This window comes from Nocardioides sp. NPDC051685 (assembly GCF_044453405.1).
Taxonomy (GTDB): Bacteria; Actinomycetota; Actinomycetes; order Propionibacteriales; family Nocardioidaceae; genus Nocardioides.
Genome location: NZ_JBITCR010000008.1, coordinates 146,355 through 172,223, shown reverse-complemented (window position 1 = coordinate 172,223; position 25,869 = coordinate 146,355). Strand labels below are relative to the sequence as shown.

At 68.7% G+C, this 25,869-nt stretch carries 26 protein-coding genes and 2 tRNA genes; 14 read left to right on the top strand and 14 right to left on the bottom strand.

Going from position 1 to position 25,869, the window contains the following annotated elements; all coding sequences use genetic code 11:
• The first annotated feature begins 4 nt into the window (after positions 1-4).
• The 5 genes from ACIA03_RS22085 to ACIA03_RS22065 all read left to right on the top strand — a co-directional run bounded on the left by ACIA03_RS22085 (position 5) and on the right by ACIA03_RS22065 (position 6,505).
• Positions 5-1,057, top strand: coding sequence for an SGNH/GDSL hydrolase family protein (locus ACIA03_RS22085; RefSeq protein WP_396986482.1), 1,053 nt, complete (start codon positions 5-7; stop codon positions 1,055-1,057).
• A gap of 156 nt (positions 1,058-1,213) precedes the next feature.
• Positions 1,214-2,545, top strand: coding sequence for a D-arabinono-1,4-lactone oxidase (locus ACIA03_RS22080; RefSeq protein ID WP_396986480.1), 1,332 nt, complete (start codon positions 1,214-1,216; stop codon positions 2,543-2,545).
• Positions 2,546-2,547: 2 nt separating this feature from the next.
• Positions 2,548-3,768: an amino acid deaminase/aldolase gene (locus ACIA03_RS22075; protein ID WP_396986478.1), complete on the top strand. Its 1,221-nt coding sequence runs from the start codon at positions 2,548-2,550 to the stop codon at positions 3,766-3,768.
• On the top strand, positions 3,765-4,970 hold the full coding sequence (locus ACIA03_RS22070; protein ID WP_396986476.1) for an MFS transporter: 1,206 nt from the start codon (positions 3,765-3,767) through the stop codon (positions 4,968-4,970). The genes ACIA03_RS22075 and ACIA03_RS22070 overlap by 4 nt, the downstream gene beginning before the upstream one ends.
• Positions 4,967-6,505: an aldehyde dehydrogenase family protein gene (locus ACIA03_RS22065; RefSeq protein ID WP_396986474.1), complete on the top strand. Its 1,539-nt coding sequence runs from the start codon at positions 4,967-4,969 to the stop codon at positions 6,503-6,505. The genes ACIA03_RS22070 and ACIA03_RS22065 overlap by 4 nt, the downstream gene beginning before the upstream one ends.
• Positions 6,506-6,793: 288 nt before the next feature.
• Here ACIA03_RS22065 and ACIA03_RS22060 read toward each other — a convergent pair.
• From ACIA03_RS22060 to ACIA03_RS22030, 7 genes are all read right to left on the bottom strand, one after another.
• Positions 6,794-6,869, bottom strand: a tRNA-Ala gene (locus ACIA03_RS22060).
• A gap of 43 nt (positions 6,870-6,912) precedes the next feature.
• Positions 6,913-7,716, bottom strand: a complete 804-nt coding sequence (locus ACIA03_RS22055) for a hypothetical protein (RefSeq protein ID WP_396986472.1) — start codon at positions 7,714-7,716, stop codon at positions 6,913-6,915.
• Positions 7,717-7,817: 101 nt separating this feature from the next.
• Complete coding sequence (locus ACIA03_RS22050) at positions 7,818-8,417, bottom strand: GNAT family N-acetyltransferase (RefSeq protein ID WP_396986470.1); 600 nt, start codon at positions 8,415-8,417, stop codon at positions 7,818-7,820.
• 12 nt (positions 8,418-8,429) lie between these two features.
• Complete coding sequence (locus tag ACIA03_RS22045; RefSeq protein ID WP_396986468.1) at positions 8,430-8,906, bottom strand: molybdenum cofactor biosynthesis protein B; 477 nt, start codon at positions 8,904-8,906, stop codon at positions 8,430-8,432.
• Positions 8,903-9,373 (bottom strand): cyclic pyranopterin monophosphate synthase MoaC, encoded by a 471-nt coding sequence (gene moaC / locus ACIA03_RS22040; RefSeq protein ID WP_396986466.1) that lies wholly within the window; start codon positions 9,371-9,373, stop codon positions 8,903-8,905. Before moaC ends, ACIA03_RS22045 begins: the two co-directional genes overlap by 4 nt.
• Positions 9,373-10,581 carry a gephyrin-like molybdotransferase Glp gene (gene glp / locus ACIA03_RS22035; protein ID WP_396986464.1) on the bottom strand — a complete coding sequence of 403 codons (1,209 nt, stop codon included), beginning with the start codon at positions 10,579-10,581 and terminating at the stop codon, positions 9,373-9,375. The genes moaC and glp overlap by 1 nt, the downstream gene beginning before the upstream one ends.
• A 10-nt stretch (positions 10,582-10,591) precedes the next feature.
• Complete coding sequence (locus ACIA03_RS22030; protein WP_396986462.1) at positions 10,592-11,968, bottom strand: UTP--glucose-1-phosphate uridylyltransferase; 1,377 nt, start codon at positions 11,966-11,968, stop codon at positions 10,592-10,594.
• 23 nt (positions 11,969-11,991) lie between these two features.
• On the opposite strand from ACIA03_RS22030, the gene ACIA03_RS22025 reads away from it, so the two are divergent.
• The 4 genes from ACIA03_RS22025 to ACIA03_RS22010 all read left to right on the top strand — a co-directional run bounded on the left by ACIA03_RS22025 (position 11,992) and on the right by ACIA03_RS22010 (position 14,106).
• Complete coding sequence (locus tag ACIA03_RS22025; RefSeq protein WP_396986460.1) at positions 11,992-12,609, top strand: 5-formyltetrahydrofolate cyclo-ligase; 618 nt, start codon at positions 11,992-11,994, stop codon at positions 12,607-12,609.
• A gap of 59 nt (positions 12,610-12,668) precedes the next feature.
• The gene (locus ACIA03_RS22020) at positions 12,669-12,938 is read left to right on the top strand and encodes an FmdB family zinc ribbon protein (RefSeq protein WP_396986458.1); all 270 of its coding nucleotides are present in this window, start codon (positions 12,669-12,671) and stop codon (positions 12,936-12,938) included.
• Positions 12,939-13,028: 90 nt separating this feature from the next.
• On the top strand, positions 13,029-13,688 hold the full coding sequence (locus ACIA03_RS22015) for an SAF domain-containing protein (protein ID WP_396986456.1): 660 nt from the start codon (positions 13,029-13,031) through the stop codon (positions 13,686-13,688).
• A gap of 67 nt (positions 13,689-13,755) precedes the next feature.
• Positions 13,756-14,106, top strand: coding sequence for an MscL family protein (locus ACIA03_RS22010; RefSeq protein WP_396986454.1), 351 nt, complete (start codon positions 13,756-13,758; stop codon positions 14,104-14,106).
• A gap of 24 nt (positions 14,107-14,130) precedes the next feature.
• On the opposite strand, the gene ACIA03_RS22005 is transcribed toward ACIA03_RS22010, so the two are convergent.
• Positions 14,131-14,310 (bottom strand): hypothetical protein, encoded by a 180-nt coding sequence (locus ACIA03_RS22005; RefSeq protein ID WP_396986452.1) that lies wholly within the window; start codon positions 14,308-14,310, stop codon positions 14,131-14,133.
• A complete protein-coding gene (locus ACIA03_RS22000; protein ID WP_396986450.1) occupies positions 14,310-15,959 on the bottom strand; it encodes an LCP family protein in 1,650 nt (549 codons plus the stop codon). Before ACIA03_RS22000 ends, ACIA03_RS22005 begins: the two co-directional genes overlap by 1 nt.
• Before the next feature lie 611 nt (positions 15,960-16,570).
• Between ACIA03_RS22000 and ACIA03_RS21995 the strand changes: the two genes are divergently transcribed.
• Both ACIA03_RS21995 and ACIA03_RS21990 read left to right on the top strand, forming a co-directional pair.
• Positions 16,571-16,646, top strand: a tRNA-Arg gene (locus tag ACIA03_RS21995).
• A gap of 300 nt (positions 16,647-16,946) precedes the next feature.
• Entirely contained in the window at positions 16,947-19,151 is a 2,205-nt protein-coding gene (locus ACIA03_RS21990; RefSeq protein ID WP_396986448.1) for a DUF6351 family protein, read from the top strand.
• Positions 19,152-19,179: 28 nt separating this feature from the next.
• Here the strand turns inward: ACIA03_RS21990 and ACIA03_RS21985 are convergent, their stop codons facing one another.
• Positions 19,180-20,355, bottom strand: coding sequence for a saccharopine dehydrogenase family protein (locus tag ACIA03_RS21985; protein ID WP_396986446.1), 1,176 nt, complete (start codon positions 20,353-20,355; stop codon positions 19,180-19,182).
• Positions 20,356-20,503: 148 nt separating this feature from the next.
• Between ACIA03_RS21985 and ACIA03_RS21980 the strand changes: the two genes are divergently transcribed.
• The 3 genes from ACIA03_RS21980 to ACIA03_RS21970 are packed head-to-tail and all read left to right on the top strand — an operon-like array spanning position 20,504 to position 22,456.
• Positions 20,504-21,265 carry a response regulator gene (locus ACIA03_RS21980; protein WP_396986443.1) on the top strand — a complete coding sequence of 254 codons (762 nt, stop codon included), beginning with the start codon at positions 20,504-20,506 and terminating at the stop codon, positions 21,263-21,265.
• A gap of 31 nt (positions 21,266-21,296) precedes the next feature.
• Positions 21,297-21,563, top strand: a complete 267-nt coding sequence (locus ACIA03_RS21975) for a DUF2277 domain-containing protein (protein WP_141791595.1) — start codon at positions 21,297-21,299, stop codon at positions 21,561-21,563.
• Positions 21,563-22,456: a Sir2 family NAD-dependent protein deacetylase gene (locus ACIA03_RS21970; RefSeq protein ID WP_396986440.1), complete on the top strand. Its 894-nt coding sequence runs from the start codon at positions 21,563-21,565 to the stop codon at positions 22,454-22,456. The genes ACIA03_RS21975 and ACIA03_RS21970 overlap by 1 nt, the downstream gene beginning before the upstream one ends.
• Here ACIA03_RS21970 and ACIA03_RS21965 read toward each other — a convergent pair.
• The 4 genes from ACIA03_RS21965 to ACIA03_RS21950 all read right to left on the bottom strand — a co-directional run bounded on the left by ACIA03_RS21965 (position 22,442) and on the right by ACIA03_RS21950 (position 25,839).
• Complete coding sequence (locus ACIA03_RS21965; protein ID WP_396986438.1) at positions 22,442-22,711, bottom strand: hypothetical protein; 270 nt, start codon at positions 22,709-22,711, stop codon at positions 22,442-22,444. The two genes, ACIA03_RS21970 and ACIA03_RS21965, sit on opposite strands and share 15 nt — an antisense overlap.
• A gap of 241 nt (positions 22,712-22,952) precedes the next feature.
• Positions 22,953-23,639, bottom strand: coding sequence for a metal-dependent transcriptional regulator (locus tag ACIA03_RS21960; RefSeq protein WP_045547049.1), 687 nt, complete (start codon positions 23,637-23,639; stop codon positions 22,953-22,955).
• 101 nt (positions 23,640-23,740) lie between these two features.
• Positions 23,741-24,223 (bottom strand): MarR family winged helix-turn-helix transcriptional regulator, encoded by a 483-nt coding sequence (locus tag ACIA03_RS21955; RefSeq protein WP_396986436.1) that lies wholly within the window; start codon positions 24,221-24,223, stop codon positions 23,741-23,743.
• Complete coding sequence (locus ACIA03_RS21950; RefSeq protein WP_396986434.1) at positions 24,220-25,839, bottom strand: MDR family MFS transporter; 1,620 nt, start codon at positions 25,837-25,839, stop codon at positions 24,220-24,222. The genes ACIA03_RS21955 and ACIA03_RS21950 overlap by 4 nt, the downstream gene beginning before the upstream one ends.
• Positions 25,840-25,869: the final 30 nt, after the last annotated feature.

The window sequence follows — 25,869 nt, the reverse complement described above, 5'->3', positions numbered from 1 at the left end:
CACGATGCGCACTCGAACCCTGCTCGCCGGGAGCGTCGCCGCCCTCGGTCTTGCCGTCGGCACCCTCGCACCGGCGGCCGCAGCACCGGACCACCGGACGAATCGCACCTCGGCCAGCTCCATGACGGCAACAGCCGCGCCGGCGTACAAGAAGTACGTCGCGATGGGCGACTCCTACACAGCAGGTCCGCTGATCCCGTGGAACAGCACCTGGTGCTTCCGATCGAACAACAACTACCCGGCCTGGCTGGCCACCGACCTCGGCCTCTACTACCAGTCGGGAGCATTCCGGGACGTCAGCTGCTCCTCGGCCGACACCACCAACCTGACCCAGCCGCAGCCCACGCCCACCCCCGAGGTCAACCTGGCCACCCAGCAGCCGCAGCTGGATGCGCTGACCCTCGACACCGACCTGGTGACGCTGGGCCTGGGTGGCAACGACTACGGCGTCTTCGGCTCGCTCATCGGCTGCGGCGAGCACCGCGACGAGGATCCGACCGGTGCTCCCTGCCGGGACCACTACACGGTCAACGGAGTGGACACCCTCTCGGCGGCGCTCGACAACACCGGCGCCAACCTGGAGCGGTCGGTGGCACAGATCAAGGAGCGTGCCCCGGGCGCCGATGTGGTCCTCGTCGGCTACCCACGGCTGCTGCCGCCGAGCGGCTACTGCCCCGACACCGTTCCGTTCGCGGATGGCGACTACGCCTGGGCCGACTCCCTCAACCGGAAGCTCAACACCGTCATGCGCAATGCCGCCAACCGCAAGGGCGCGCTGTACGTCGACACGTACGGACCCGCGCTCGGCCACGACGCCTGCGCTGGTGACGCGGCCTGGGTGCGTGGCCAGACGAGCGACCTCCTCGCGGGCGCGGCCTATCACCCGAACGCCGCCGGCATGAGGGCTGTCAGCAAGATCGTGCTGGAGGCACTCGGCGGGTCCGCCTCGTCGAGCACGACGATGAAGAAGGCACCGGCCGGCGCCGACACCGAGGCCGAGCTGAAGAAGCAGCGCTGGGCGCGCCAGCACGACGACGAGCTCGTCCCGACCAGCTGACATCGAGATCGAAGGCGCAACTTCGGCGTCGTCCGGCCGCCTCCCGGCCGGGCGACGTCGTCGTCTTCGCAGCCGAACGCGCCCTCATCGGCAAAACATAGGACAGTTGTCCAAGACTATTGACCAGTCAATGTGAGCCGGGTCATGCTGGGCCGCATGACGGCAGCAGGTTGGAGCAACTGGGCAGGCACCGAGCGGGTCTCCCCGGCGCGAGTGGTGGCACCGTCGACGACCGACGGCGTCGCGATGGCGGTGAAGGATGCGGTCCGCGACGGGCTGGCGGTCAAGGCGATCGGCTCGGGTCACTCGTTCACCGGCGTGGCCGTGGCCCCCGGCGTACAGATCCGGCCGGACGCACTGAACGGCGTGGTCTCGGTCGACCGCGAGTCCGGCCTGGTCACGGTCGAGGCCGGCATCCCACTGCACCAGCTCAATCCGCTGCTGCTGCGACACGGCCTGGCCATGGAGGTCCTCGGCGACATCGACCGGCAGACCATCGCCGGCGCGATCTCGACCGGCACCCACGGTAGCGGCCGCGGCTTCGGCACCATCTCGACCCAGGTACGTGGCCTGGAGCTGGTGCTCGCCGACGGCTCGGTCGTCACCTGCTCCCCGGACGAGCGGCCCGAGCTCTTCGCGGCCGCGCGCACCTCCCTCGGCGCCCTGGGTGTGATCACCAAGGTGACGCTGCAGTGCGTCCCCCTCTACGCGCTCCAGGTCGTCGACTCACCGATGCCGGTCGCGGAGGTCTTCGAACGGTTCGACGAGCTGTTCGCCACGTACGACCACTTCGAGTTCTTCTGGTTCCCGCACACCGACACCGCGCTCACCCGCCGCTTCACCCGGGTGCCTGCCGACACCGAGCTGAAGCCGATGAGCAGGCTGACCCGGACGATCGACGACAAGCTCGTCACCAACATCGGTTTCGAGGCGATGCTGCGCCTCGGCACCCGCCTCCCCCGCGCGGTCCCGGGCATCACCAGGTTCGTGACCAGAGCCGTCTCCGCGCGCGAGTTCACCGACCACGCGCCGAAGGTCTTCGCCTCCGAGCGCAACGTCAGGTTCCGTGAGGGCGAGTACGCCGTGCCCCCGGCCGCCGCAGTCGACGGGCTGCGCGAGATCAAGCGCTGGATCGACCGGACCGGCGAGAAGGTGTCCTTCCCGTTCGAGGTCCGCTACGTCAAGGCCGACGACATCTCGCTCTCGGTGGCCCACGACCGAGACGTCGTCCCGATCTCCTTCCATCAGTACCACCGGATGCCGCACGAGACCTTCTTCGGCGCCTGCGAGGACATCTTCGGCGCCGCCGGCGGTCGCCCGCACTGGGGCAAGATGCACCGCCTGGACGCGGCCGCGCTGCGTGAGCGCTACCCCCGCTTCGACGACTTCGTCGCCCTCCGCGACCAGCTCGACCCCACCGGCGTGTTCGCCAACCCCTACCTCGACCGGGTGCTCGGTCCGGCGCCGCAATCGACCAGCAAGGCCTGACAATGACCCTGACCAATCCACTCGGCAAGCCTTACGGTCCGGCCCGCACGCTGTGGCCGGACCTGTTGGAAGCCACCGCTCACCTCGATCCGCCGTACGCCGTGCTCGACCTCGCGGCGGTGCGTACCAACGCCCACCAGCTGGTGAGCCGCGCCGCCGGCAAGCCGATCCGGATCGCCAGCAAGTCGATCCGGGTGCGCTCGGTGATCCGCGACGCGCTCGAGGTCCCCGGGATGTCGGGCATTCTCGCCTACACGCTGCCCGAGGCGCTCTGGCTCGCCGAGGAGCACGATGACGTCGTGGTCGGCTACCCGACCATGCACCGCGAGGCGTTGCGCCGGCTGGCCAAGGACGAGGAGCTGGCCTCGCGGATCACGCTGATGGTCGACAGCCCCGAGCACCTCGACCTCACCGCCGAGATCGTCGGCCCGGGCGGCCCGCCGATCCGGATCTGCCTGGAGCTGGACGCCTCGCTGCGGTTGGCCGGCGGCCGGGTGCATCTCGGCGCCCGACGCTCGCCGGTCCACTCGCCGGCGGCTGCCGCCGACCTGGCCCAGAAGGTGGTCGCGCACCCGCGCTTCGAGCTGGTCGGCGTGATGGCCTACGAAGGCCAGATCGCGGGTATGGGCGACAACCAGCCGGGTCTCAAGAGGTTCGCAGTCCGCGCCATGCAGAGCAGCTCCGCGGCCGAGCTGGCCGAGCGCCGCGCGGCTGCGGTCGCGGCGGTGCGCGCGGTCGCGCCGCTGGAGTTCGTCAACGGCGGTGGCACCGGCAGCCTCGAGCTCACCACCGCCGAGGACGCGGTCACCGAGCTGGCCGCCGGGTCAGGGCTGTTCGCCCCGCGACTCTTCGACTTCTACACCCGCTTCCGCCCCCAGCCGGCGGCGTACTTCGTCCTGTCGGTGGTACGCCGCCCCTCACCGCAGCACGCCACCGTGCTCGGCGGGGGCTGGATCGCCTCGGGTGCCGCCGGCAAGGATCGGCTGCCGACGCCGGTCTGGCCGGAGGGCCTCTCTCTCGTCGACCAGGAGGGGGCCGGCGAGGTCCAGACTCCGCTGGTCGGTGACCGCGTCGATGAGCTCGGGATCGGGGACCACGTGTGGTTCCGGCACACCAAGGCCGGCGAGCTCTGCGAGCACGTCGACGAGCTCCACCTCATCGATGACGGCCGCATCGTCGACGTGGTCCCGACCTATCGCGGCGAAGGAAAGACATTCCTATGACCATCGAGTCGTCGGCGGCCGCTCCGACCGCCCCCACCGCAGCGGACCGCGCAGCCCGTGCCTCCTGCTTCGCGGCCTTCGCGATCCAGGGATTCATGTTCGCGTCGCTGATCACCCGGCTGCCGACGATCAAGGACCGGTTCGACCTGTCCGACTACCAGGTGCTGGCCGTGCTCGGGGTGGTGTCGATCATGTGCGCGGTGGGCAGCGTCGCCGCGGGGTACGCCGCAGCCCGGTTCGGCAGCGCCGTCGTGCTGCGTACGGCGCTGGTGGCCGCGGCCGTGTGCATCGGCACGGTCGCACTGCCGGGCGCGCTGCCTGCACTGCTGGTCGTCCTCGGCGTCTACGGGCTCTTCGTCGGCTCCATCGACGCGACCATGAACATGCAGGGCGTCGGCGTCCAGGACCGTTACGGCCGCAGCATCATGGTCGGCTTCCACGGCATGTGGAGCCTCGGCGCAGTGGTCGGCGGCATCTACGCCACGATCACGATCGAGCTGGGCCTGCCGTTGCCGGCCACGCTCGCCATCGTCACCGTGGCCGCGCTGCTGCTGGTCGCTCTGCTCTGCCGCAACCTGCTCGCGGTCGACCCGATCGACGGCCATGCCGACTCGGTGGGAGAGGCGGTCAAGGCCAGCGTCCCGTGGGTGCCGGTGCTGCTGCTCGCGATCCCGACCTTCGTGATGTGGTTCCTCGACTCCGCGACCTCGGCCTGGGGTGGCATCTACCTCATCGACGGCCTCGGCTCCTCCGACAGTGCCGCCCCGCTGGCCTTCACGGCGTACCAGCTGGTCCTGCTCCTCACCCGCCTGGTCGGCGACCGAGTCGTACGCCGCTTCGGCGCGGTCGCGACGGTCCGCGGCAGCGGGGTGATCTGTGTGGTGGCGGTCGCGATGATCGTGGCCGCGCCGAGCGTCGGCGTCGCCATCACCGGCTTCGGCATCCTGGGAGCCGGCCTGGCGATGATCCCGCCGCTGTCGATGGTGGCCGCGGGCCACCTGGACAGCGAGGGTGGCGGCCAGGCGCTGGCCCGGGTCAACGTCTCCAACTACGTCGGCTACATCCTCGCCGCCGTAGCCCTCGCTGCTGTGGCCGAGCAGATCAGCCACCGCGCGATGTTCATCATCCCGCTCGTCCTCGCCCCGGTCATCGTCCTCATGGCCGGCCGCTTCGCACCCCGCACAAGGAGCGTGACCTCATGACCACCACCGCAGCCTCGAGCAAGAGGACGCCCGCCGAGCCGGCTGTCATCCAGGTCGAGAACCCGTCGACCGGCGCAGTCATCCAGGAGATCCCGAACCTGACCGAGGCGCAGGTCGCCGAGCTGGTCGTGCGGGCACGGGCGGCGCAACCGGCGTGGGCCGCGCTCGGGTTCGACGGCCGTGCCCGCTACCTCAGGCGGATGCAGAAGTGGTTCATCGACAACACCGAGCGGATCACTCACCAGATCCACGACGAGAACGGCAAGTCGATCGACGAGGCCACGATCGAGGTGATGTACGGCGTACTGGCCAGCTCGTTCTGGGCGAAGAACGCCGGCAAGTACCTCGCCGACGAGAAGGTCTCCAGCCGCTCGCCGTTCGTGCTGGGCCGCAAGTTGCTGATCCGCTACGAACCACTCGGCGTGGTCGGCGTGATCGGACCCTGGAACAACCCGCTGCTCAACAACTTCGGTGACGTGATCCCGGCCTTGGCCGCCGGCAACAGCGTGATCCTCAAGCCGTCCGAGGTCACCCCGCTCACCTCGCTGCTGATGGCCGAGATGTGCCTGGCCGTCGGGCTGCCCGCGGACGTCTTCGCGGTCGCGACCGGCGCCGCCGGCACCGGCGCGGCTCTGGTCGAGCAGGTCGACGGGCTGATGTTCACCGGTTCGACCCGCACCGGCAAGAAGATCGCCGGCCGCTGCGGCGAGCGGCTGATTCCGGTCAGCCTCGAGCTCGGCGGCAAGGACCCGGTGATCGTGCTGGCCGACGCCGATCTGGAGCGGGCCGCCAATGTCACCCTCTTCAGCGCGATGCACAACACGGGCCAGACCTGCACCTCCTCGGAGCGGGTGTACGTCGAGGCGCCGGTGTACGACGAGTTCGTGGCGCTGATGACCTCGCGATTCGAGTCGTTGCGCGTGGGTGAGTCGACCGGTTTCGGGACCTCCGACGCCGGCTCGCTGACCTTCCCGCCGCAGCTCGACATCGTCAGCCGGCACGTCGACGAAGCGGTCCAGGAGGGCGCTACCGCCGTGACCGGCGGCCGAGTGAAGCCCGGCCCCGGCCGGTTCTTCGAGCCGACCCTGCTGACCGGCGTCACCCAGGACATGGCCTGCATGCGCGAGGAGACCTTCGGCCCGACGCTGCCGATCATGAAGGTCGCCGACGCCGACGAGGCGGTCCGGCTGGCCAACGACTCGGCGTACGGCCTGCAGGCGGCCGTCTGGACCAAGGACACCACCAAGGGGCAGGAGATCGCGCGGAAGCTCCAGGCCGGCACGGTCACCATCAACGACGCCCTCGCCAACTACTTCGCCCTGGAGCTGCCCATGGGCGGCTGGAAGGACTCCGGCCTCGGCGCCCGGCACGGCAAGGACGGCATCCGCAAGTTCGTCAACCGGCAGTCGGTCCTGGTCACCCGGTTCGGCCAGAAGAACGAGCTCCACGGGATGCCGTTCAAGGCCAAGAACTTCGGCGTCCTGACGAAGCTGATCAGCACGCTGTACGGACACCCTCGCAACACAAAGGCCTGAGCGTACGAGGCGAACGACGGATCCTCGGACCGCCGTCGCATCCGGCAGCGGTCCGCTGACCGAGGGCGGGTCGTCATCGCTCGACGCGTCGATGCGCGGCTCGCGCGCCGACGGGACAGTGGGTTGTAGCTCACCGAAATAGCTGGGCACGCCGAGTGCTGCGTGCTTGTCGACCAGGCACACACCAGCGGAGGGGAAGGAGGGCACAAGGCGAAGGGACGGGTGAGCGAAAAGGAGAAAGCCCGGTCAGTTCAGCAATGAATTGCCTACTGAGACCGGGTTTTCGCCTGGTGGAGCTGAGGGGATTCGAACCCCTGGCCTTCTCATTGCGAACGAGACGCGCTACCAACTGCGCCACAGCCCCAAGCGATGAGAAACGTTAGCACCTCGTCGCGGGTGATACCCAATCAGGAGCCCGTGGCGCGGCCGCGCGCCTCTTCGGCAGCCGAGGCCGCGGCGCGCTCGGCCTCCTCGGCCTGGCGGACGAGCTCGGAGTCGGCGGCGTTGCGACCCGAGCTCCACACGCCGGTGGCGTCCAGGTCGATGGTGCGCACGGTGCGGCGCGGCGCGGCCTCCTTGGAGACGTACGTCGGCAGCGGGGTCTCCACCGGCTTCCAGGCACCCGCGGGGAGCTGCTCGCCGGTGTCGTCGTGCTCGACGACGGCGACCAGGTCGCCGGTGTCCTGGTCGATGTCGAAGGTGACCCGGGGCGGGGCGACGGGCTCCGGCTCGGGGATGTCCTCGGGGAACGGGATCCGTGCCCAGACCTCGCGCTGGTGGCGCACGCTGATCCGGCAGGTGACCAGCCAAGCAACGACCAGCCCGGCCGGGATCGCGATCCAGACCGGGCCGAGGACACCGAAGCCGGCGAGCGCGCCGACCACGGCCAAGCCGAGGACAAGCGCGCCGAGCACGATCGAACGGCGCTTGGCCGCGGCGCGAGCCGCTCGGCGGCGTACGGCTATCGGGACCGGACGTGGAGCAGGCTCGGCGACCTCGGGCTTCTTCGACGACTTCTCGGTCACCAGGTCGGTGGAGTCCTTGCCGGTGGCCTCTCGTCGTGCGAGGATCCGACGGGACTTGGAGATGGCGGCGCCGGCCCGGCTCTTCGTCCCGTCCTCGGCCGACGCTGTCTGTTCGAGCGCTTTGGGCACCAAGTACACCGCCCACGCCACGGCGAGGGCGACGAAGATGAGTGCGCTCGGGTCCACGTCAAGAAGCGTAGGAGCCATTACCAGCCCGTAGGCGGACGTGCAGTGGTGTGTCGCGTGTGACTTGTGTGATTTCAGAAGGACACGCCGACGTCAATGCCTCATTCAGGTGACAAACCCAGTCTGGCCAGCATTCCTTGGTGACATTCCTCAACCGTGATCGCGAAGATACGGTGATCTCGCCAGGCGCCGTCGATATGCAGGAATCGGGGCGCATATCCGATCTCGGCGATGCCCAGCTTCTCCACGACGCGCAGCGAGTTGGAGTTCTCCGGACGGATGCAGATCTCGATCCGGTGCAGCCGCGCGGTGGTGAAGCAGTGGTCGATGACCAGTGCCACCGCCAGCGGCATCACGCCTCGGCCGGCGAAGCTCTGGTCGATCCAGTAGCCGATCGAGGCGAACTGCGCGGAGCCGCGCACGATGTTGTTGACCGTGACCTGACCAGCGAAAACACCGTCGACGTCGATCGCGAACGGATAGGTCGTCCCGCGCTTGGCCTGACGCCGAAGACGACGTACGAGGCCGGCGAAGGTCGTGGGCCGGGCGCTCGAGCCCGGGGGCACGGTCGCGTCCCACTGGTGCAGCCAGGCCGCCGAGCGACGGCGCGCCTCGGTCCAGGCCTTGGCGTCGGTGCGGTCGAGAGGGCGGATGGTCACCGCGCCGTGGGAGAGGACGGCAGGCCAGCCGGGATCAGTCATCGCTGGCCCCACTCAGTGATCACTGCCGACCGACTGCTCCACGGCGTGGGGCAGCACCGGACGAAGTACGTCGATCGCATCCTTCACGCCACCCCGGGACCCGGGAAGGTTCACCACCACGCACGCTCCGATCTGACCGGCCAGACCGCGGGACAGTAGCGCTGTCGGGACCCCCTTGGCCACTCCGGCCGCCCGGATGCCCTCGGCGATGCCCGGGATCTCGCGATCCAGCAGCGGGCGGGTGACCTCGGGGGTGCGGTCGGTGGGGGTGAGGCCCGTGCCTCCGGTGGTGAGGACGACCCGCGCCCCGTCCTCCGCCGCCCGGGCGATCGCCTCGCCGACCGGGTCGCCGTCGCGTACGACCTCGGGAGGGCCGACCGCGAAACCGAGCTCTTCCAGGAAAGTGACCAGGAGTGGTCCGGTGGTGTCCTCGTAGACACCCGCCGAGGCGCGGTTGGAGGCGACGACGACGGTCGCTTTCAGGCTCATCGCTGGAACGTACCCGACTTTCCACCGGTCTTCGTCTCGACCCGGACATCGGTGATGACCGCTCGCTTGTCGACCGCCTTGATCATGTCGACCACGGTGAGGCCGGCGACCGCGACCGCGGTCAGTGCCTCCATCTCGACACCGGTGCGGTCGGTGGTCTTCACGGTCGCGGTGATCTCGACGGCGTCGTCGGCGACGCTCAGCTCGACCTTGACGCCCGAGACCGCCAACGGGTGGCACAGGGGGATCAGATCGGGGGTCTTCTTCGCGCCCATGATCCCGGCGATGCGGGCCACGGCGAGCGCATCACCCTTGGGTACGCCCTCGCCGCGGAGCAGCTCGATGACCTCAGGTGCGACCAGCACCCGCCCGGACGCGGTCGCAGAGCGGGCGGTGACCGCCTTCTCGGAGACGTCGACCATCCGGGCCGCCCCGGTCTCGTCGACGTGGGTGAGTCGGTCGGCCATCAGAACTCCACGTCCAGCTCGATCACGTCCACCTCGGCGTCCTTGTCCAGCGCGGTCGTGTCCGGCGGGATCACGATCAGGCAGTTCGCGCCGGCCAGGTCGCCGATCAGGTGGGACCCCGGCCCACCGATGGGCGAGACGCCGGCGCGGGAGCCGTCGTACCAGCCGCGGAGGTACTGCTCCTTCCCCTTCGGGGAGCGCACCGGGTGGGTGAGGGCGGCGCGGCGTACGGGCCTGGCCTCGGGGGTCATGCCCATCAGCCGGCGGATCGCCGGGAGCACGAAGAGCTCGAAGGAGACGAACGAGGAGACCGGGTTGCCGGGCAGGCACAGTACCGGCACCCGCTCCTCGCCGATCCGGCCGAAGCCCTGGGGCTTGCCCGGCTGCATGTTCACCGGCCCGAACCAGACACCCTCCGGCGTCAGCGCCTCCTTGACCACGTCGTAGTCGCCCATCGAGACGCCGCCGGAGGTGACCACCAGGTCGGCGCGGACCAGCTGGTCGGAGAGCGCGGTCATGAAGGCACGCGGCTCGTCGGGAACGATCCCGACGCGGTAGGCGATCGCGCCGGCCCGGCGGGCAGCGGCGGCCAGGAGGAAGGAGTTGCCGTCGTAGATCGAGTCGTGACCCAGGGTCTCGCCGGGCTCGCGCAGCTCGGTGCCTGTCGAGAGCACCACGACCCGAGGCCGCGGGCGCACCGCCACCTGGGCGCGGCCGACCGAGGCGATCAGGCCGAGATGGCGCGGGCCGAGGACCGTGCCCGCAGGGATGAGCAGGTCGCCCTTGGCGACGTCCTCACCCGCGTAGCGGACGTGCTGAGCCTCCTCGGGCGTCTTCCGGATCTCGACCTCGGCGACACCACGGTCGGTCCACTCGTACGGCACCACGGTGTCGGCTCCCGCCGGCAGCGGCGCGCCCGTCATGATCTTCGCCGCCGCGCCCGGCGGGAGCGCCAGCAGCGAGGCCTGCCCGGCACCGATCTCGCCGAGCACCGGCAACCGCACCGGCGCCTCGGCCGAAGCCGTCGCGACGTCGGCGTAGCGGACCGCGTAGCCGTCCATCGAGGAGTTGTCGAAGCCCGGTAGGGCAACCTCGGCATGGATGTCCTCGGCCACCGCCAGCCCGAGACAGTCCATCAAGGGCTGCGGGTAGGCCGGCATCGGCTCGAGTTCGGCCAGGATTCGGTCGCGGTAGTCGGCGGGGGTCACCCCGCCAACACTAGTCGGACAGGACGGTTGCGGGCGCGACGCGTTCGGCGTTGGCGCCGTCGAGCTCGACGGCACCGATCACCTGGACGCCCTTGCCGAAGGTCCAGTCACCGTTGACGGTCAGCGAGGACGCCTTGCGCAGCGACGGAGCGCCCTCGGGGAAGCGCTCGTCGAAGTTGGCGACGTACTTGTAGTAGTCGCCATCCAGGTCGATGAACGGCACCACGTCGGCGACCTGGTCGAGCACGAAGTCGTCGCCGATGTCGTAGACGTCGGAGCGGAGGACGAGGAGGTCGTTGGTCGTCTTGACCGGAACGAACCGGTCGCGGCCGACCTCGATCAGCTGCGAGCCCTCGAAGACCTCGATCGCGGCACCCATGGCGGTCTCGATCTGGACCACCTTCGGGGTCTTCGGGTCGGCGGGGTCGACGGTCTTCTCGTTGCGGATCAGCGGCAGGCCGAGGATGCCGTCGCGCTCGGAGAGGACCTTCTTGAGCGCCTTGAGGTCGAACCAGATGTTGTTGGTCGAGCAGTACTTGTGGCGGCTGAGGTCCTGCACCGCCACCTTGTCCTCGTCGCGCGTCTGCGCCGTCTCACGCAGGATGAGACGGCCATCGGACTTGCGGCGCGCGAAGTGACCGCCCTTGCGGTCGCTCGGGGTGCGGCGTACGGCCTCGATGGCGAAGGGGGCACCGGACTTGGCGAACCAGCCGGCGACCTTCTCGTCGGGGACGGCGCCGAGGTTGTCGGAGTTGGAGACGAAGACCCGCTCGTAGCCCTGCTCGATGAGCAGGTCGAGGAGTCCGGTGTCGAGCAGGGCGGTGTAGATGTCGCCGTGGCCCGGCGGGCACCACTCGAGCTCGGGGTCCTTGGGCCACTCGACGGGGGTCAGGTCGTCGACGAGCAGACGCGGCTCGCGGTTCTGCAGGAACTCCAGCGGCAGACCCTCGACCGGCAGGTCCTGGTAGCGCTCGAGCGCGGCCAGGCTGTCCTCGGAGGTGCGGAAGGAGTTCATCAGCAGCAGCGGGAGGCGTACGTCGTACTTCGCCCGCATGTGCAGGATCTGGCGGGCGATGACGTCCAGGAAGCTCAGGCCCTTGCGCACGCAGAGCAGCGACTTCGCGCGGTCCATGCCCATCGAGGTGCCGAGGCCACCGTTGAGCTTGATCACCGCGGTCGTCGAGATGGCGGCGTGCGCCTCGTCGTCCGTGACCTCGGCGTCGGCGATCGACGCGATGTCGACCGGCTCGATCGTGTCCTCCGGGATCATCCCGGTCTCCCCGTGCTCGAGCTGGCGGTAGTAATGTGCGAATGTCTGCACCGCGACGTCGTCCACGCCGGCATCGCGCATCTTCGCCATTGCCTTGGCCAAACCTGGGCTACCCATAAAGGAAAGCCTAGGCTGTCGTTGTGTCGGGTTCACACACCCCTCCGGGTTCTGATGGTCCAGCCCCCGCTGACTTCGTGGGGCGCAAGACTGCCTTACGCGACCAGTTGGTGACTACCCGGGGGCGCATCGGGCTCCCCCGGCTCGGTTCGCTTGCGCGCTCCCTTGCGCAGGTGGTCACCGATATTCCAGACGTACGCAGCGCCGCCACGGTTGCGCTCTACGTCTCGATCGGCAGCGAACCGGGCACGGGACCTCTTATCGACGAGTTGGACGCGGCCGGGAAACGCATCCTCCTCCCCTGCCTGCTGCCGGACAACGACCTGGACTGGGCCGTCTACGACGGAGATCTGGTCCGGGCACCTCGCGGCCTGCTGGAGCCCGGCGGGGAGCGCTTGGGCGTCTCCGCGATCGCCGGTGCCGACGCCGTGCTCGTCCCCGGCCTGGCCGTCGACCCGCAGGGCCATCGGATGGGACGGGGCGGCGGCTCCTACGACCGCATCCTGGCCCGGGTGCCGGCCGGAACCTTTACCTGCGCACTTCTCTATCCGTGGGAAATCGGCGTCTCGGTGCCCGTGGAGGCGCACGACCGAGCCGTCGGAGCGGCCGCGAGCGCGGAGGGAATGCAGCGCTTCTCCTAGGCGTTCGCTAATATTGGCAGTCGCGCCCGTCGAGTGCCAGATTCTGTTCTAGGAGAAACGTGCCCACCTACCAGTACGCCTGCACCGAGTGCGGCCACGCCTTCGACCAGTTCCAGAGCTTCAGCGAGGCTTCGCTGACCGAGTGCCCCGAGTGCGGCGGCAAGCTGCGCAAGGTCTTCAGCGCCGCCGGCGTCGTCTTCAAGGGCTCCGGCTTCTACCGCACCGACTCCCGCTCCGGTTCCTCCTCGTCGACGTCCTCCACGTCCTCGTCCTCGACGTCCTCGAGCACCTCCTCGCCGGCGCCCGCCGCCTCCGGCTCCTCGGACTGAACCCTTAGTTATCCACAGGGTCATCCACATGCCTGCAGAGGCTGTGGATAGCGAGATGCGGGGAACGCGAGCGCGATCTAGCGTGCCCGCATGTTCACTCGAATCACGTCCTTCTCCCGCCGCGTACGCCGCGGGGTGCTCGCCCACCGACGCCTGCTGGCGTTCCTGCTGACCGCCTCCGCGGTCGCGATCGGGATCTCGGCCACCCGGCCGGACCCACCCGACACCACGACGATGGCGGTCGCGTCCCGAGATCTGCCGGTCGGCACCGTGCTCACCGCTGCCGACCTGACCGACGTCGAGACCGATCCCGGCAGCGTCCCCACCGACCTCGCCGATGCGCCGCTCGGTGAGCGCCTCGCGGCTCCTCTGCGGCGGGGCGAGCCCGTCACCGACGTACGTCTGGTGGGGCCGGGGCTGACCGAGGGACACCCCGACCTGGTGGCCGTGCCGGTCCGGCTCCCCGACGCCGAGATGGCCGGTCTGCTCCACGTCGGCGACACGGTGGACCTCTACGCCACGGACCCGGCCACCGCCGAGACCGCCCAGGTCACCACCGACACGCTGATCCTCAGCCTCCCTCAGGCCGCGGAGCCGAGCGGCGATGATTCTCCGGCACAAGGAAAGACCGACGGGTTCGGCGTCACGAACACTTCGGCGGGGCGTCTGGTCATCGTCGGAGTCGCCGCGGACAGTGTCGAGGACGTCACGTCCGCAGCAGTGAGTGGTTATCTCACCTTCGCGTACTGATAACCACCGCGCCACGTCCGGGCGGTCTCCTTCACCTCACACACCGATTCACAGGAGAAAGCAAGACATGGACGGTTTCAAGAAGTTCCTGCTCCAGGGCGACCTGATCAAGCTGGCGGTCGCCTTCATCATGGGCGGCGCTTTCGCCACAGTCGTCACTGCCACCGTTGACATCATCATGGACCTGCTCGGCAAGATCGGCGGCACGCCCGACTTCTCGAACTACGAGCCGGGCGGCATCAGCCTCGGCGCATGGCTGACCGCGGTGATCGCCTTCCTCATCATGGCGTCGGTCGTCTACTTCCTCATCGTGAAGCCCTACACCGCCGCCAAGGAGCGCTTCTTCCCGGACCCCGACCCGGGCGAGACCGAGATCGACATCCTCAAGCAGATCCGCGACAGCATCAGCGTCCGCTGACCCACTCGCACCCCAGGTGCCGTCTCACCCACCGTGGTGAGGCGGCACCTGGGATTTCAGCCATCGATCCGACGTCGACTCCTCGGACTCCGCGGTGTCGTCCCGCTCGTCCTGGGTCGTCTCGGGAAGTTCGTCACCGAAGATCCGCGCCAGCCGCTGCTTGCGTTTCCACTCCGGCTCCTTGGTCTCATCGGGTTCGGTCATCAGCACAACCCGGCTCGTTCGCGCGCCGCCTTTGCCTCTTCGGCGATCTGGGCGAGCTCCTCCTCGGAAGCACCGCTGCTGGCACCGTCCGAGGCGGTGTCCGACGATCCACCGGCGGCCTCGTCTGTGGGCGTCGACCCCGCGGTCTCACCGTCAGTCGAGCCACCGTCGGAGGGTGCGTCGCCCGAGCCCTTGCTCTTCTTCCCAGCAGCCTGCCCGGCGTCCATCGCCCCGGCGGCGATCTTCTTGGTCAACGGCTTGTCGTTGGCGATGGCCTTGAAGACGTTCCTCGCCTTCTCCTCATCGAGCACAACCGTGGCCTCGGGATTCTCAGGATCGGGCAACGTCGGGATGGTGAGGAACTTGATGTTCTCCATCCCGATGCTCTGGAACCCGGACCCGATCTTCGCCATCGTGTCGAGGTTGTCCTTGAGACCCTCGTCCATCGTCAGACCCTTGGTCGCGGCGTTCAGGAAGCCGAGCACCTTCGTCGGACTGGACAGCGTGTCGCCGGAGAGCAGCTTGGCCGCCATCGACCCGATGAACGCCTGCTGGCGCTTGGACCGGTCGAGGTCACCGCCATCACCGAGGCCGTGCCGCAGACGTACGTAGTTGAGCGCCTGTTTGCCAGTCAGTGTCTGCTTGCCGGCGTCGAAGTGAGCGCCGGTGTACTTGTCATCGACTTCTTCAGGAAGGCAGACGTCGACCCCGTCGATCGCATCGACCATGCCCTTGAAGCTCGCGAAGTCGACGACCACGAGATGGTTGACGGTGATGTCGCACTTCTCACCGCACAGGTCGCTGGCCACCGACTCGAGCTGGGTGACCGTGCAGGTCGGACCACCAGCCGAGTAGGCAGCGTTCCACCGAACGTACTCAGCCGGCGCGGTCTTTCCGTCCTCGGTCTTGCACGACGGCCGGTCCACCATCGTGTCGCGGGGGATGGAGACGCCGTAGGCGAACTTCCGGTTGGCGGAGAGGTGCAGCAGGATGTTGGTGTCCGATCCACCACCGCTCGCGCCGTCGACGCCACATCCCTTGCAGTCGCGGCTGTCCGACCCCATCACGAGGATGTTGATCGGCTCCTTCGGGCCGACGTCAGCGGCCTTCTCACCAAGACTGACAGTACTGATGTTCGACCGCAGGCTGCGGTAGGTGTAGACCGTGAACAGCCCGACGATCAGCGCCAGCACGAGCAGCGTCGAGCTGAGCACCTGCCACACGCTGATCCGCGGCTTGTCGCGACCCTCGCGCTCGTCGCCGGGGTAGGGGGCGTACGGCTCGTCATAGCCACCCTGCGGCGGATAGTCGTCATAGGGCTCGTCGTCATGACCCGAGGCGTACGCAGCACCGTGCCGCCCCGCGGGCGGATATGCCTCGTGACGAGCCTCGTGCAGCTCGTCGCGGGAGGTCGTGCGCCCCCGAGGCCGGTCGCCGGGGGCAGGGGCGTTCCAGTCGAACTCGCGGGCGGCCGGCGGGGCGAGCTGCTGGTCGGGAACCTTGGGCGCAGAAGGAGCAGGCTGAGGGTCCTGGCGATACCACTCCGGCACGGGCGCGACCGCGGTCTCCTCGACGGAGGGCGCCGGCGGCGGAGGTACGTGACGCGGGGGGCGCGGTGTCTCGCGCAGTGCTGGAGCGACGGCGGTCACATCTGGGTCGCCCCACTCCTGAGGTGACGACGGAGCAGGCGTCTGCGACGCACCCGAGCCCCCGCGGCCCATCGCCTGATAGCGCTCGGCTCGGGTCGGCTCCCGCCGTATCGGTTCGACGCGCAGAGGTTCGGCACGCGGCGGCTCGGCGACGGAATGATCGACCGGAGCCGGCTCCTGACGAGCTGGACGCGCAGCGCGGCGACCACCGCCCGCCGACCCGGGGCCCGGAGGCGGCGGCGACACGAACTCGGACTGCGGACGCGCGGCCCGTCGTCCACCGCCGGGCTCCGCCGACGGCTGGTCGGTCGGTACGTCCGCGACCCGAGAACCACGCCCGGAACGAGTCCCCCCCGACTCGTTGTTCGCGGGTTCGTCGGCGCCGTACATCCACTCGAATCCGGACACACCCGAGCCAGAATCCGCACCCCCACGTCGGGGAGGCCGGGAGGGGTCAGGCATAGGTCACCGTCACTCGTCGCTTGTCTTCGGGGGGATTCGGGTTGAGTCGACGGTGACTCAACCTACGCGAGGGCCCCAAGTTTGGCCCCTGACCGCATCGAACCCCAAACCGTAGTATCACCCGTCACCATGGCAAGATATCCACGAATGCCCCAGTAGCTCAGTGGATAGAGCAGCCGCCTCCTAAGCGAAAGGTCGCAAGTTCGACTCTTGCCTGGGGCACCAGGTTTCGCCTGTTTCGCAGGCCAGAAGGCGTTTCACGCCCAGAATGCTCGAGCCCGGATCCCTTCCGGGGCTCGCGCAACTCGACGTTCACACTTGCGCTCGACGCGGCTTCATGCCGTCCTTGACGCATCTCTCGCCACCACAGTTCAGATGTCACGTGCCCGTGTGCCTGACCCCTCACCACCTTTCGGGGGTGCCGCAATGCACGCCACTGGACGATCGTCGGGATCGCCGAGGTTCAGGAGTCCCCCGAACACATCGGTCATACCGCGCGGCGGGGTGCGTCGCCGAGGAGGATTCATGTTGCCAAGAAGGCTGATCGGTATCGCGGTCGCGTCGATGCTGGTGTTCGCGACAGTTGCAGCGGGTTCCGCCTACGCGGCGGAGGCGGACGGCATGCAGATCAAGGTGCTGTCCAACCGGGCGGACCTGGTGTCGGGCGGCGATGCCCTCGTTGAGATCGTGCTGCCCAGCAACACCGATCCCGCCAAGATTCGAGTCGACGTGGCCGGGAGAGACCTGACCTCCGCGTTCGCTGTCCGGTCCGACGGTCGCTTTCTCGGTCTGGTCACTGGGTTGGCTGTCGGTGAGAACGTGTTGACCGCGCGTGGCGCGGCTGGCGCCGCCCAGATGACGATGACCAACCATCCGATCGGGGGGCCGTTGTTCGCGGGGCCGCAGGTACAGCCCTGGATCTGTGCGACCGAGAAGAACGGCCTCGGTCCGGCGCAGGACGCCCAGTGCAACACCCCGGCGAAGTTCGAGCTGCTCTACATGTCCTCGGTGACCGGCCAGTTCGCGGCGTACGACCCGAACAACCGACCGCTGGACCTGGCGTACACGACGACCGACCAGGGAAACCGCGCGCCGTACGTCGTCCGCCGCGAACGCGGCGTGATGGACCGCGGCATCTACGACATCGCGGTGCTCTACGACCCGTCCCAGCCCTGGGCACCCTGGGCGCCGCAACGCGGCTGGAACGGCAAGCTGCTCGTCCCGTTCGGCGGCGACTGCACCCCGCGGCACTCGCAGGGCTCACCGGAGTCCCTGCCGGACGGCACGGTGCTGAACGACCAAGCGCTCTCACGCGGCTTCGCGGTGGCCCTGTCGAGCCTGAACATCTTGGGGCAGAACTGCAACGACGTGGTGTCGGCCGAGGCGTTGACGATGCTCAAGGAGCACATCGTCGAGCGCTACGGTCCGATCCGCTACACCATCGGCAACGGCTGCTCGGGCGGCTCCATGCAGCAGCACTGGATCGCCTCCAACTACCCCGGACTGCTCAACGGGATCCAGCCCTCCTGCAGCTACCCGGACATCTGGGAGACCATGCAGGAGGCCGAGGACTGCCACCTGCTCGACCGGGCGTTCGACAGCTCGGCACTGTGGACGGTCACGGCGCAACGCGCCGCCGTGGAGGGGTACGCCGCCGAGACGACCTGCCGTTCCCTGTGGGACAACCCGACCGGCAACGGCAACTACGCCAAGACCTGGCTCGACCCGGACAACGGCGCCGGGTGCCTAGGTGGCTTGCTCGGCGCCAACGCCACCACCCTGGACCCCAACCCGGCCTGGGTCTACGACGAGCAGACCAATCCGACTGGCGAGCGCTGCACTCTGCAGGACTACGGGGTGGCCATCTGGGGCCGGCGCCCGGCTGAGGCGTGGGGCGCGGCCGAGCAGCGGATCGGGCGAGGGTTCGCCAACCGGCCCTTCGACAACGTCGGCGTGCAGTACGGGCTCCAGGCCCTGGAGTCCGGTGAGATCCTGCCCGAGCAGTTCGTCGACCTCAACGAGAAGGTCGGTGGCCTGGACATCGACTGGAACTGGCAGCCGCAGCGCAGCACTGCCGACCCCGCCGCTCTCGAGATCGCCTACCGCTCCGGGCGGGTCAGCTACCCGAAGGAAGCGGCCAAGGTGCCGATCGTCGACCTGCGCGGATCAAGCAACCTCGAGATCCACACGGACTTCCACAGCTACGCCATGCGCGCCCGCATCGACCAGGCCAACGGCGGCCACGGCAACCAGATCATCTGGACCAGCCCCGAGCCGCTCACCGGCGACGACACCGCCAACGCGCAGGCGTTCCTGCTGATCGACAAGTGGCTGGCCAACGTCGAAGCCGATGCCTCCAGCGATCCACTCGAGGTCAAGGTGCTCCGCGACAAGCCTGCGGATGCCGTCGACGCGTGCTGGATCGCAGGCGAGAAGGTCACCGATATGAGCAGGTGCAGGGCCGCGTTCCCCTACTTCGCCGACCCCCGCATCGCCGCCGGCGGTCCGCTGGCCGACAACATCTTGAAGTGCCAGCTCAAACCCCTCGACCGCGACGACTACGCCGTTGACTTCACCAACGCACAATGGGAACGCCTCCGGAAGGTCTTCACGGCAGGCGTGTGTGACTACCGCAAGCCCGGCGTCGCACAACAACCGTCGATCCCTTGGCTGACCTTCAGCGATGGCCCCGGCGGCCAACCGCTCGGAGCTGCGCCACGATCCAGGTAGGAAGGCGGTATCCCGAGCACACCGCGATCTATGAAGCGTCGACGACCTCGAACCGGATTCCGGCGGCTTGGAGCCGCGCGAGCAGCGCGTCGCCCATCGCGACCGCGGTGGTCACCGACCCGGAGGTCTCGGGCAGCGTGTCGAAGGCGAGGCACAGTGCCGACTCGGCGAGCATCTTCGAGGTCTCGGTGTAGCCGGGGTCGCCTCCGGAGACCTTGGTGTGGATCTTCCGGCCGCCGGTCTCAGCAACGAAGTCGACCGTGAACCACGACTTCTCGCGCCGGCGCTCGGAGGGGCCGGTGCCCTGCTTGACCCGCTCGCCGAGCTTGGCCCGCAGCGGCGACACCTGCATCGCGAGGGCGAGACCGCCGACCCCGACCGCGCCACCGACGGCGTACCGGAGCGTCTTGGTCCCGGCGAAGTGCGAGTAGGTGAACGCGGGGCCGTACGCCTCCAGGGCTCGCCCGGAACGAGCGACGATGAACGGGTCGATGGTCGGCAGCGGCAGCAGCCAGTAGCCGAGCTCGCTGTCGCGACCGATCCGGGGCTTCGCCGGTCGAGACGTACGTCCCTTCGGCCGCTCCTCGAGCGCCCGGCGCTCGCGCGAGGCCGCGGCCATCTCCCGGGGCCGCGACATCTGCCCCAGCGCGGAGTGGAAGGTGCCGCCGGAGAAGGTGGCGTTGGAACGGACGACGCCCTTCATGGTCATCGGACCGGTGATCTCGCCACCGGCTGCGAGCTCCCGCACCGTGTAGTAGGCGCCGAGGTCGTGCGGGATCGAGTCGAACCCGCAGGCGTGCACGATCCGGGCGCCGTTGGCGCGGGCGATCGCGTCGTACTTCACGAACATCGTGTCGACGAACTCGGGTTCTCCGGTGAGGTCGACGTAGTCGGTGCCGGCCTCCGCGCAGGCCTTGACCAGCGGTTCACCGAACTCCAGGTAGGGCCCGACGGTGGTGATCACGACGCGAGCACGAGCCGCCAGCGCGGCCAGCGACGAGGCATCGTAGACGTCGGCCTGGATGAGCTCGACGTCGACGGAGCCGAGCCCGTCGCGAACTGTCTCGAGGCGTGACAGCGAGCGACCCGCGAGCCCCCACCGCAGCCCGTCGGGCGCGTGCTCGGCGAGATATCCGGCCACCAGGCCGCCGGTGAATCCGGTCGCGCCGAACAGCACGATGTCGAGATCGCGAGAAGTCGTCATGACCGCTACCTTTCCAGAAGCAACGAAATCCGAGACGGCACGGGTCTCTCAGTGATCAAATGTTGCATCAGTAGGGATACTCTTAAGCGGTTTCTTTCGGCACGATCCCCAACCACGAGATGAGTGAGACGAGCCTGTGGGCGACGCGGTGATCAGCGTTCTGCTGGCCGACGGTCACGACGTCGTGCGTGTCGGCGTGCGCACCGTCCTGCAGCCCGAACCCGACATCGAGGTCGTCGGTGAGGCTCGCACCGCCGCCGAGGCGCGGCCGCTGATCGCGACGCTGCGCCCTGACGTACTCATCCTGGACGCGCACCTGCCCGACTCCTCTGGGGTCGCGCTGTGCCGCGAGGCGCTGGCGATCAAGAGCGACATCCGATGCATGATCCTGGCCACCGACGCCGACGACGAGGTGATGAGCCAGGCGATCATGGCGGGCGCGGCCGGTTACGTGCTCAAGCAGATCGAGGCGACGAGCCTGGTCTCCGGCGTACGCCTGGTGGCCAGCGGCCACACCCTCTTCGACCCCGAGGCGGCCGCCAAGGTGGTGCACAACGTCGAGGAGCGCCGTCGGATGCACGAGGTGGTTGCCGAGCTGACCCCGCAGCAGCGTCGGATCCTGGTGCTGCTCGCCGAGGGCATCTCCAACCGGCAGATCGCCGACCGGCTGGTGCTGGCGGAGAAGACCGTGAAGAACCACATCACCGGCCTGCTCGCCAAGCTCGGTGTCAGCCACCGCACCCAGGCCGCCCTGATGGCGAGCCAGCTGCTCGAGGACGGTGTCGTGCCGCGGCCGGCACCTCCGGCCGACGACACCAGGCAGGCCAAGGGGCCGGGCCCGAACGGCGGGCCGGTGCCTCCGCATCCCCGCGGCCAGGCCCCCTCCCACAGCCCCGGCCGAACCCGGTGACCGACGCGGCGATCCAGGTACCGTGGACGGCATGTGCCGCAACATCCGCCCGCTCCACAACTTCGAGCCGCCTGCCACCAACGACGAGGTCACCGCTGCCGCCCTGCAGTTCGTACGCAAGGTGAGCGGCACGACGAAGCCTTCTGCCGCCAACCAGGAGGCCTTCGACCACGCCGTCGCCGAGATCGCGCACATCACCCGGCATCTCCTCGACGACCTGGTCACCAACGCCCCCAAGAAGAACCGTGAGGTCGAGGCCGCGAAGCGCAAGGCTCGTGCCGAGGCGAGGTACGCCTGATGACCCTCGCCGTGGAGGCGAGCAACACCGATTCGTACGCAGCAGCCCTGGCCCTCCTCCAGGACCGGCGCCTCGTGGTGCTGACCGGGGCCGGCGTCTCGACCGACTCGGGGATCCCCGACTACCGCAGCCCGGGCAGTCCATCACGGCAGCCGATGACCTTTCAGCAGTTCATCTCGGGTCCGCAGGAACGGCAGCGCTACTGGGCACGCAGCCACCTCGGCTGGCGACGGATGGGCAGCGCGGTGCCGAACGCCGGTCACCAGGCCCTGGCGGCGATCGACCCCGAGCTGCTGATCACCCAGAACGTCGACGGCCTGCACGAGCAGGCGGCACCCGAGCTGGCCAGGAGCGGCCGGATCGTGACGCTGCACGGCCGGGTCGCCGACGTGATCTGCCTGTCCTGCCGCACGGTGAGTCCGCGCCGTGACCTCCAGGTGCGGATGGAGACGCTCAACGCGGGGTGGGCCGAGGCGCATGCGGACGTGGAGACCCGTCCGGACGGTGACGTCGCGCTCGAGGAGACGCAGGACTTCGTCGTCCCCGACTGCGGGATCTGCGGCGGCATCCTCAAGCCCGATGTCGTCTTCTTCGGGGAGAACGTGCCCAAGGACCGGGTCGCCCGGTGCATGGAGGCGGTCGACGCCCTCGCCGACGAACGAGGAGGGGGCGAGCTCCGCGGCGAGCGGCACGAGGGGAAGGGCGTGCTGCTCGTCGCGGGCTCGAGTCTGGCGGTGATGAGTGGCTACCGATTCGTGCGCCGGGCGGCGAAGGCCGGGATCCCGGTCGTCATCGTCAACCGCGGCGCCACCAGGGGCGATGGGGAGGCTGCGTACAAGCTGGAGGTCGGCACCAGCGAGTTCCTCACCGCGTTGTCCTCACGCAGAGCGTGACTGGAACGGTAGATCGGCCATCCGGCCGGCCGCCTCGTCGACGGACAGCCTGGCTCCGATGAAGAAGTGGTAGACCGGGCCCTCGTCGATCAGCAGCACCTTCGCGCTGTGGAAGTCACCACCGAGATCGGTGAGCACGATCTCCTCGCCGCGCTCGAGGTGACGGGTCAGGCCGGTGTCGGTGTGGTGGACGGCGACTGGGCGGAACGTCTCATCCAGCTCGCGACCGCGAGCGGGCAGATGAACGACCTCCATAGAGCTCTCCCCTCCGGAGACCCCCGCAAGTCTCGACATGACAACTGCTGAAGCCCATCACGATGAGCTGGTCTTCAGCAGGTCCCGCGCATCAAACATAAGCATCTAAGACCTAATCGGTCCAGAGTCGTGTGCCAGATTCTGCCGACGTCGAGAGAATTTCACCCACAGTTGCAAAAGTGGGTGCGCAGTTGCCGAACCGAAGCCGACTCGTGGGGCCGACCGGCGATGGATCTGCGGGTCAGAGGGCCTTCACGAAGATATGGTCCGCGGCCTCGGGGATGATCTCGGCGGTCTCGCCACCGGAGCCGAGCAGGACTCCGTCGGCGGTCGCCTTGATGGCGACGGTCTGGTCCGGGATCGCGCCGACGCGGCGCAGGGCGCTCATCAGCGACTCGTCCTTCTGCATCTCCTCGGAGATGCGTCGCACCAGGACGGTGGCGCGCTCGGAGCCAGCCGCGGCCGTGAGCGACTGGACGCCGGCCATGAAGTCCTCGTCGGCCGGCTTGCCACCGAGCTCGTCGAGGCCGGGGATCGGGTTGCCGTAGGGCGACTCGGTCGGGTCGCCGAGCAGGTCCAGCAGTCGCTTCTCGACGGTGTCCGACATGACGTGCTCCCAGCGGCACGCCTCCTCGTGGACGAGCTCCCAGTCGAGGCCGATGACGTCGGTGAGCAGCCGCTCCGCGAGCCGGTGCTTGCGCATCACCCGGGTGGCCAGGCGAAGGCCCTCGTCGGTGAGCTGCAGGTGGCGGTCACCCTCGACCGTGAGCAGACCGTCGCGCTCCATCCGGGCCACGGTCTGGGAGACCGTCGGACCCGACTGGTGCAGGCGCTCGGCGATGCGGGCGCGCAACGGAACGATTCCCTCTTCGACCAGCTCATAGATGGTGCGAAGGTACATCTCGGTGGTGTCGATGAGATCGCTCACGGGTTAATCCTACATCCTTGAATCAGTCAAAAAAACCGAACCCAGCAGGGTGTGTTCCGGACGACGTCGGCCTGCAGGAGAGATCAACACGGCGTGATCCCCTAGGAGCCCTGGCGTTCGAGGGCTTCGTTGTATTTCGAAAGCATAGCGCTGAGCCGATCGATCTCGCCGGGACTCCATTCGGCCAGCCGGTCGCTGAAACGTACGCGGCGCTCCCGAGCCACCCGGTCGAGCCCTTCGCGCGCCTCGGCGGTCACCGAGACCAGGCTGGCCCGGCCGTCCTCGGGGTCGGGGTGACGCTCGAGCAGGCCCAGGTCGACGATCGTCTGCACCATCCGGCTGACCGCACCCTTGTCGATGCCCAGCCCGTCGACGAGGGCGGAGGCACGCAGCGGACCATGCTCGGCGACCCAAGTCAGCAACATGTAGCCGCCGGGCGGCAGGTCGGGGTGGAGCATTCGGCCACGGTCGCGCATCGCCCGCTTCGCACGGCGCATGAGCACACCGACCTCGGCCTCGAGCCGGATCAACGACTCCACCCGCGGGGCATCGATCGCGTCGTCCACGGCGGACTCGTCAGTCATCTCCGAACAGCTCCCTCGGCTTCGGGCTCGGCCTCAGGGAGGGCCTGAGTCTCGGGGAGATCCTCCACGCTCGTTCTGAGCGGGACCTCCTTGATGCCCACGATAGCGACCAGCGCGATCAGGGCACACGGGACGGCCACCAGGAAGAGGTCGGCGGTCGCGACGGCGAAGGCGTGCTCGTAGAGGGCCTGCATCGCGCTCGGCATGCTCGACGGGTCGGCGAGCCCCCCGCTCTTCAGGCTCTGCAGCTCCTCGGGCGTGACCTTTCCGCTGGCCACGAGCTTCGGGACGCCGTCGGTGATGACGTCCTCGACGCGGTGGGAGAGGACGGCGCCGAGCGCGGCGATGCCCATCGAGCCGCCCATCGACCGGAAGAAGGCGACGACCGAGGAGCCCGCGCCCATGTCCTTGTTGTCGAGGTTGTTCTGCACCGCGAGCACGAGGTTCTGGTTGGTGGCACCGACGCCGAGGCCGAGGACCGCCATGTAGGCGCCGACCAGGGCCAGGTTGGTGTGCTCGTCGATCGTGCTGAGCAGGTAGAGCCCGATCGGCAGCATGATGCCGCCGAAGAGCAGGTAGCGCTTCCAGCGACCGGTGGAGCTGATCAGGCGTCCGGTGACCATGCCGGCGCCGGACAGCCCGAGCACCATGCAGATCGACATCAGCCCGGCGTGGGTCGGCGTCATCCCGCGGGCGGTCTGGAAGTACTGCTGCAGGTAGACCGTCGCGCCGAACATCCCGGCACCGACGAAGAACGAGGCGAGCGTGGAGAGGACCATCGTGCGGTCACGGAAGAGCCGCAACGGGATGATCGGCTCCTTGGCGAACCTGCCCTCGACCAGGATCGCGAGGGCGAGCACGACGACGCTGCCGGCGACCAGGGCGTACGAGGTCAGCGAGGTCCACGCGAAGGAGTCGCCGCCCAGGGTGACCCAGATCAGCACGGTCGAGACACCGCCGACCAGCAGGAACGCGCCGAGGTAGTCGATGCTGACCTCGCGGCGTACGTGCGGGAGGTGGAGGGTCTTCTGGAGCAGGACGAAAGCGACCACCGCGAACGGGACACCGATGTAGAAGACACCGGGCCAGCCCAGCGGGGAGTCGACGATCACGCCACCGATGAGCGGTCCGATGACCGTGGCCAGGGCGAAGACCGCGCCGATGTAGCCGGAGTAGCGGCCGCGTTCGCGCGGGGAGACGATCATCGCGATGATCACCTGGATCAGCGCGATGATGCCGCCCATGCCGAGACCGGCGATGACACGGCCGGTGATGATCACCGGCATCGACGGGGCCAGGCCGCAGATCGCCGAGCCGACGATGAACAGGCCGAGCGCGGCCTGGACCAGGATCTTCTTGTTGTAGAGGTCGGCGAGCTTGCCCCAGATCGGCGTGGTCGCGGTCATCGCCAGCATGCTCGAAACGACGATCCAGGTGTAGCCGCCCTGGGTGCCGCCGAGATCGGTGACGATCCGCGGCAACGCGTTGGCGACCGACGTGCTGGACAGCATGGCGACGAAGAGCGCCATCAGCAGGCCCGAGAGGACCTCCATGATCTGGCGGTGGGTCATCTCCGGCGCGGCGACGGCCTGCGAAGACTGCGGGGACTCTGACAAGTGGGGACTCGGCTCTCACGCGAATTGGTT

Bases quoted from the DNA above. Each gene is read 5' to 3' on its own strand.
- ACIA03_RS21955 (WP_396986436.1), bottom strand. From the start codon at position 24,223: ATGACTGACGAGTCCGCCGTGGACGACGCGATCGATGCCCCGCGGGTG.
- ACIA03_RS22070 (WP_396986476.1), top strand. From the start codon at position 3,765: ATGACCATCGAGTCGTCGGCGGCCGCTCCGACCGCCCCCACCGCAGCG.
- ACIA03_RS21990 (WP_396986448.1), top strand. From the start codon at position 16,947: ATGTTGCCAAGAAGGCTGATCGGTATCGCGGTCGCGTCGATGCTGGTG.
- ACIA03_RS22015 (WP_396986456.1), top strand. From the start codon at position 13,029: ATGTTCACTCGAATCACGTCCTTCTCCCGCCGCGTACGCCGCGGGGTG.
- ACIA03_RS21970 (WP_396986440.1), top strand. From the start codon at position 21,563: ATGACCCTCGCCGTGGAGGCGAGCAACACCGATTCGTACGCAGCAGCC.
- ACIA03_RS22005 (WP_396986452.1), bottom strand. From the start codon at position 14,310: ATGACCGAACCCGATGAGACCAAGGAGCCGGAGTGGAAACGCAAGCAG.
- ACIA03_RS22065 (WP_396986474.1), top strand. From the start codon at position 4,967: ATGACCACCACCGCAGCCTCGAGCAAGAGGACGCCCGCCGAGCCGGCT.
- ACIA03_RS22085 (WP_396986482.1), top strand. From the start codon at position 5: ATGCGCACTCGAACCCTGCTCGCCGGGAGCGTCGCCGCCCTCGGTCTT.
- ACIA03_RS22030 (WP_396986462.1), bottom strand. From the start codon at position 11,968: ATGGGTAGCCCAGGTTTGGCCAAGGCAATGGCGAAGATGCGCGATGCC.
- ACIA03_RS21975 (WP_141791595.1), top strand. From the start codon at position 21,297: ATGTGCCGCAACATCCGCCCGCTCCACAACTTCGAGCCGCCTGCCACC.
- ACIA03_RS22050 (WP_396986470.1), bottom strand. From the start codon at position 8,417: ATGACTGATCCCGGCTGGCCTGCCGTCCTCTCCCACGGCGCGGTGACC.
- ACIA03_RS21965 (WP_396986438.1), bottom strand. From the start codon at position 22,711: ATGGAGGTCGTTCATCTGCCCGCTCGCGGTCGCGAGCTGGATGAGACG.
- ACIA03_RS22010 (WP_396986454.1), top strand. From the start codon at position 13,756: ATGGACGGTTTCAAGAAGTTCCTGCTCCAGGGCGACCTGATCAAGCTG.
- ACIA03_RS22075 (WP_396986478.1), top strand. From the start codon at position 2,548: ATGACCCTGACCAATCCACTCGGCAAGCCTTACGGTCCGGCCCGCACG.
- moaC (WP_396986466.1), bottom strand. From the start codon at position 9,373: ATGGCCGACCGACTCACCCACGTCGACGAGACCGGGGCGGCCCGGATG.
- ACIA03_RS22045 (WP_396986468.1), bottom strand. From the start codon at position 8,906: ATGAGCCTGAAAGCGACCGTCGTCGTCGCCTCCAACCGCGCCTCGGCG.
- ACIA03_RS22080 (WP_396986480.1), top strand. From the start codon at position 1,214: ATGACGGCAGCAGGTTGGAGCAACTGGGCAGGCACCGAGCGGGTCTCC.
- ACIA03_RS21985 (WP_396986446.1), bottom strand. From the start codon at position 20,355: ATGACGACTTCTCGCGATCTCGACATCGTGCTGTTCGGCGCGACCGGA.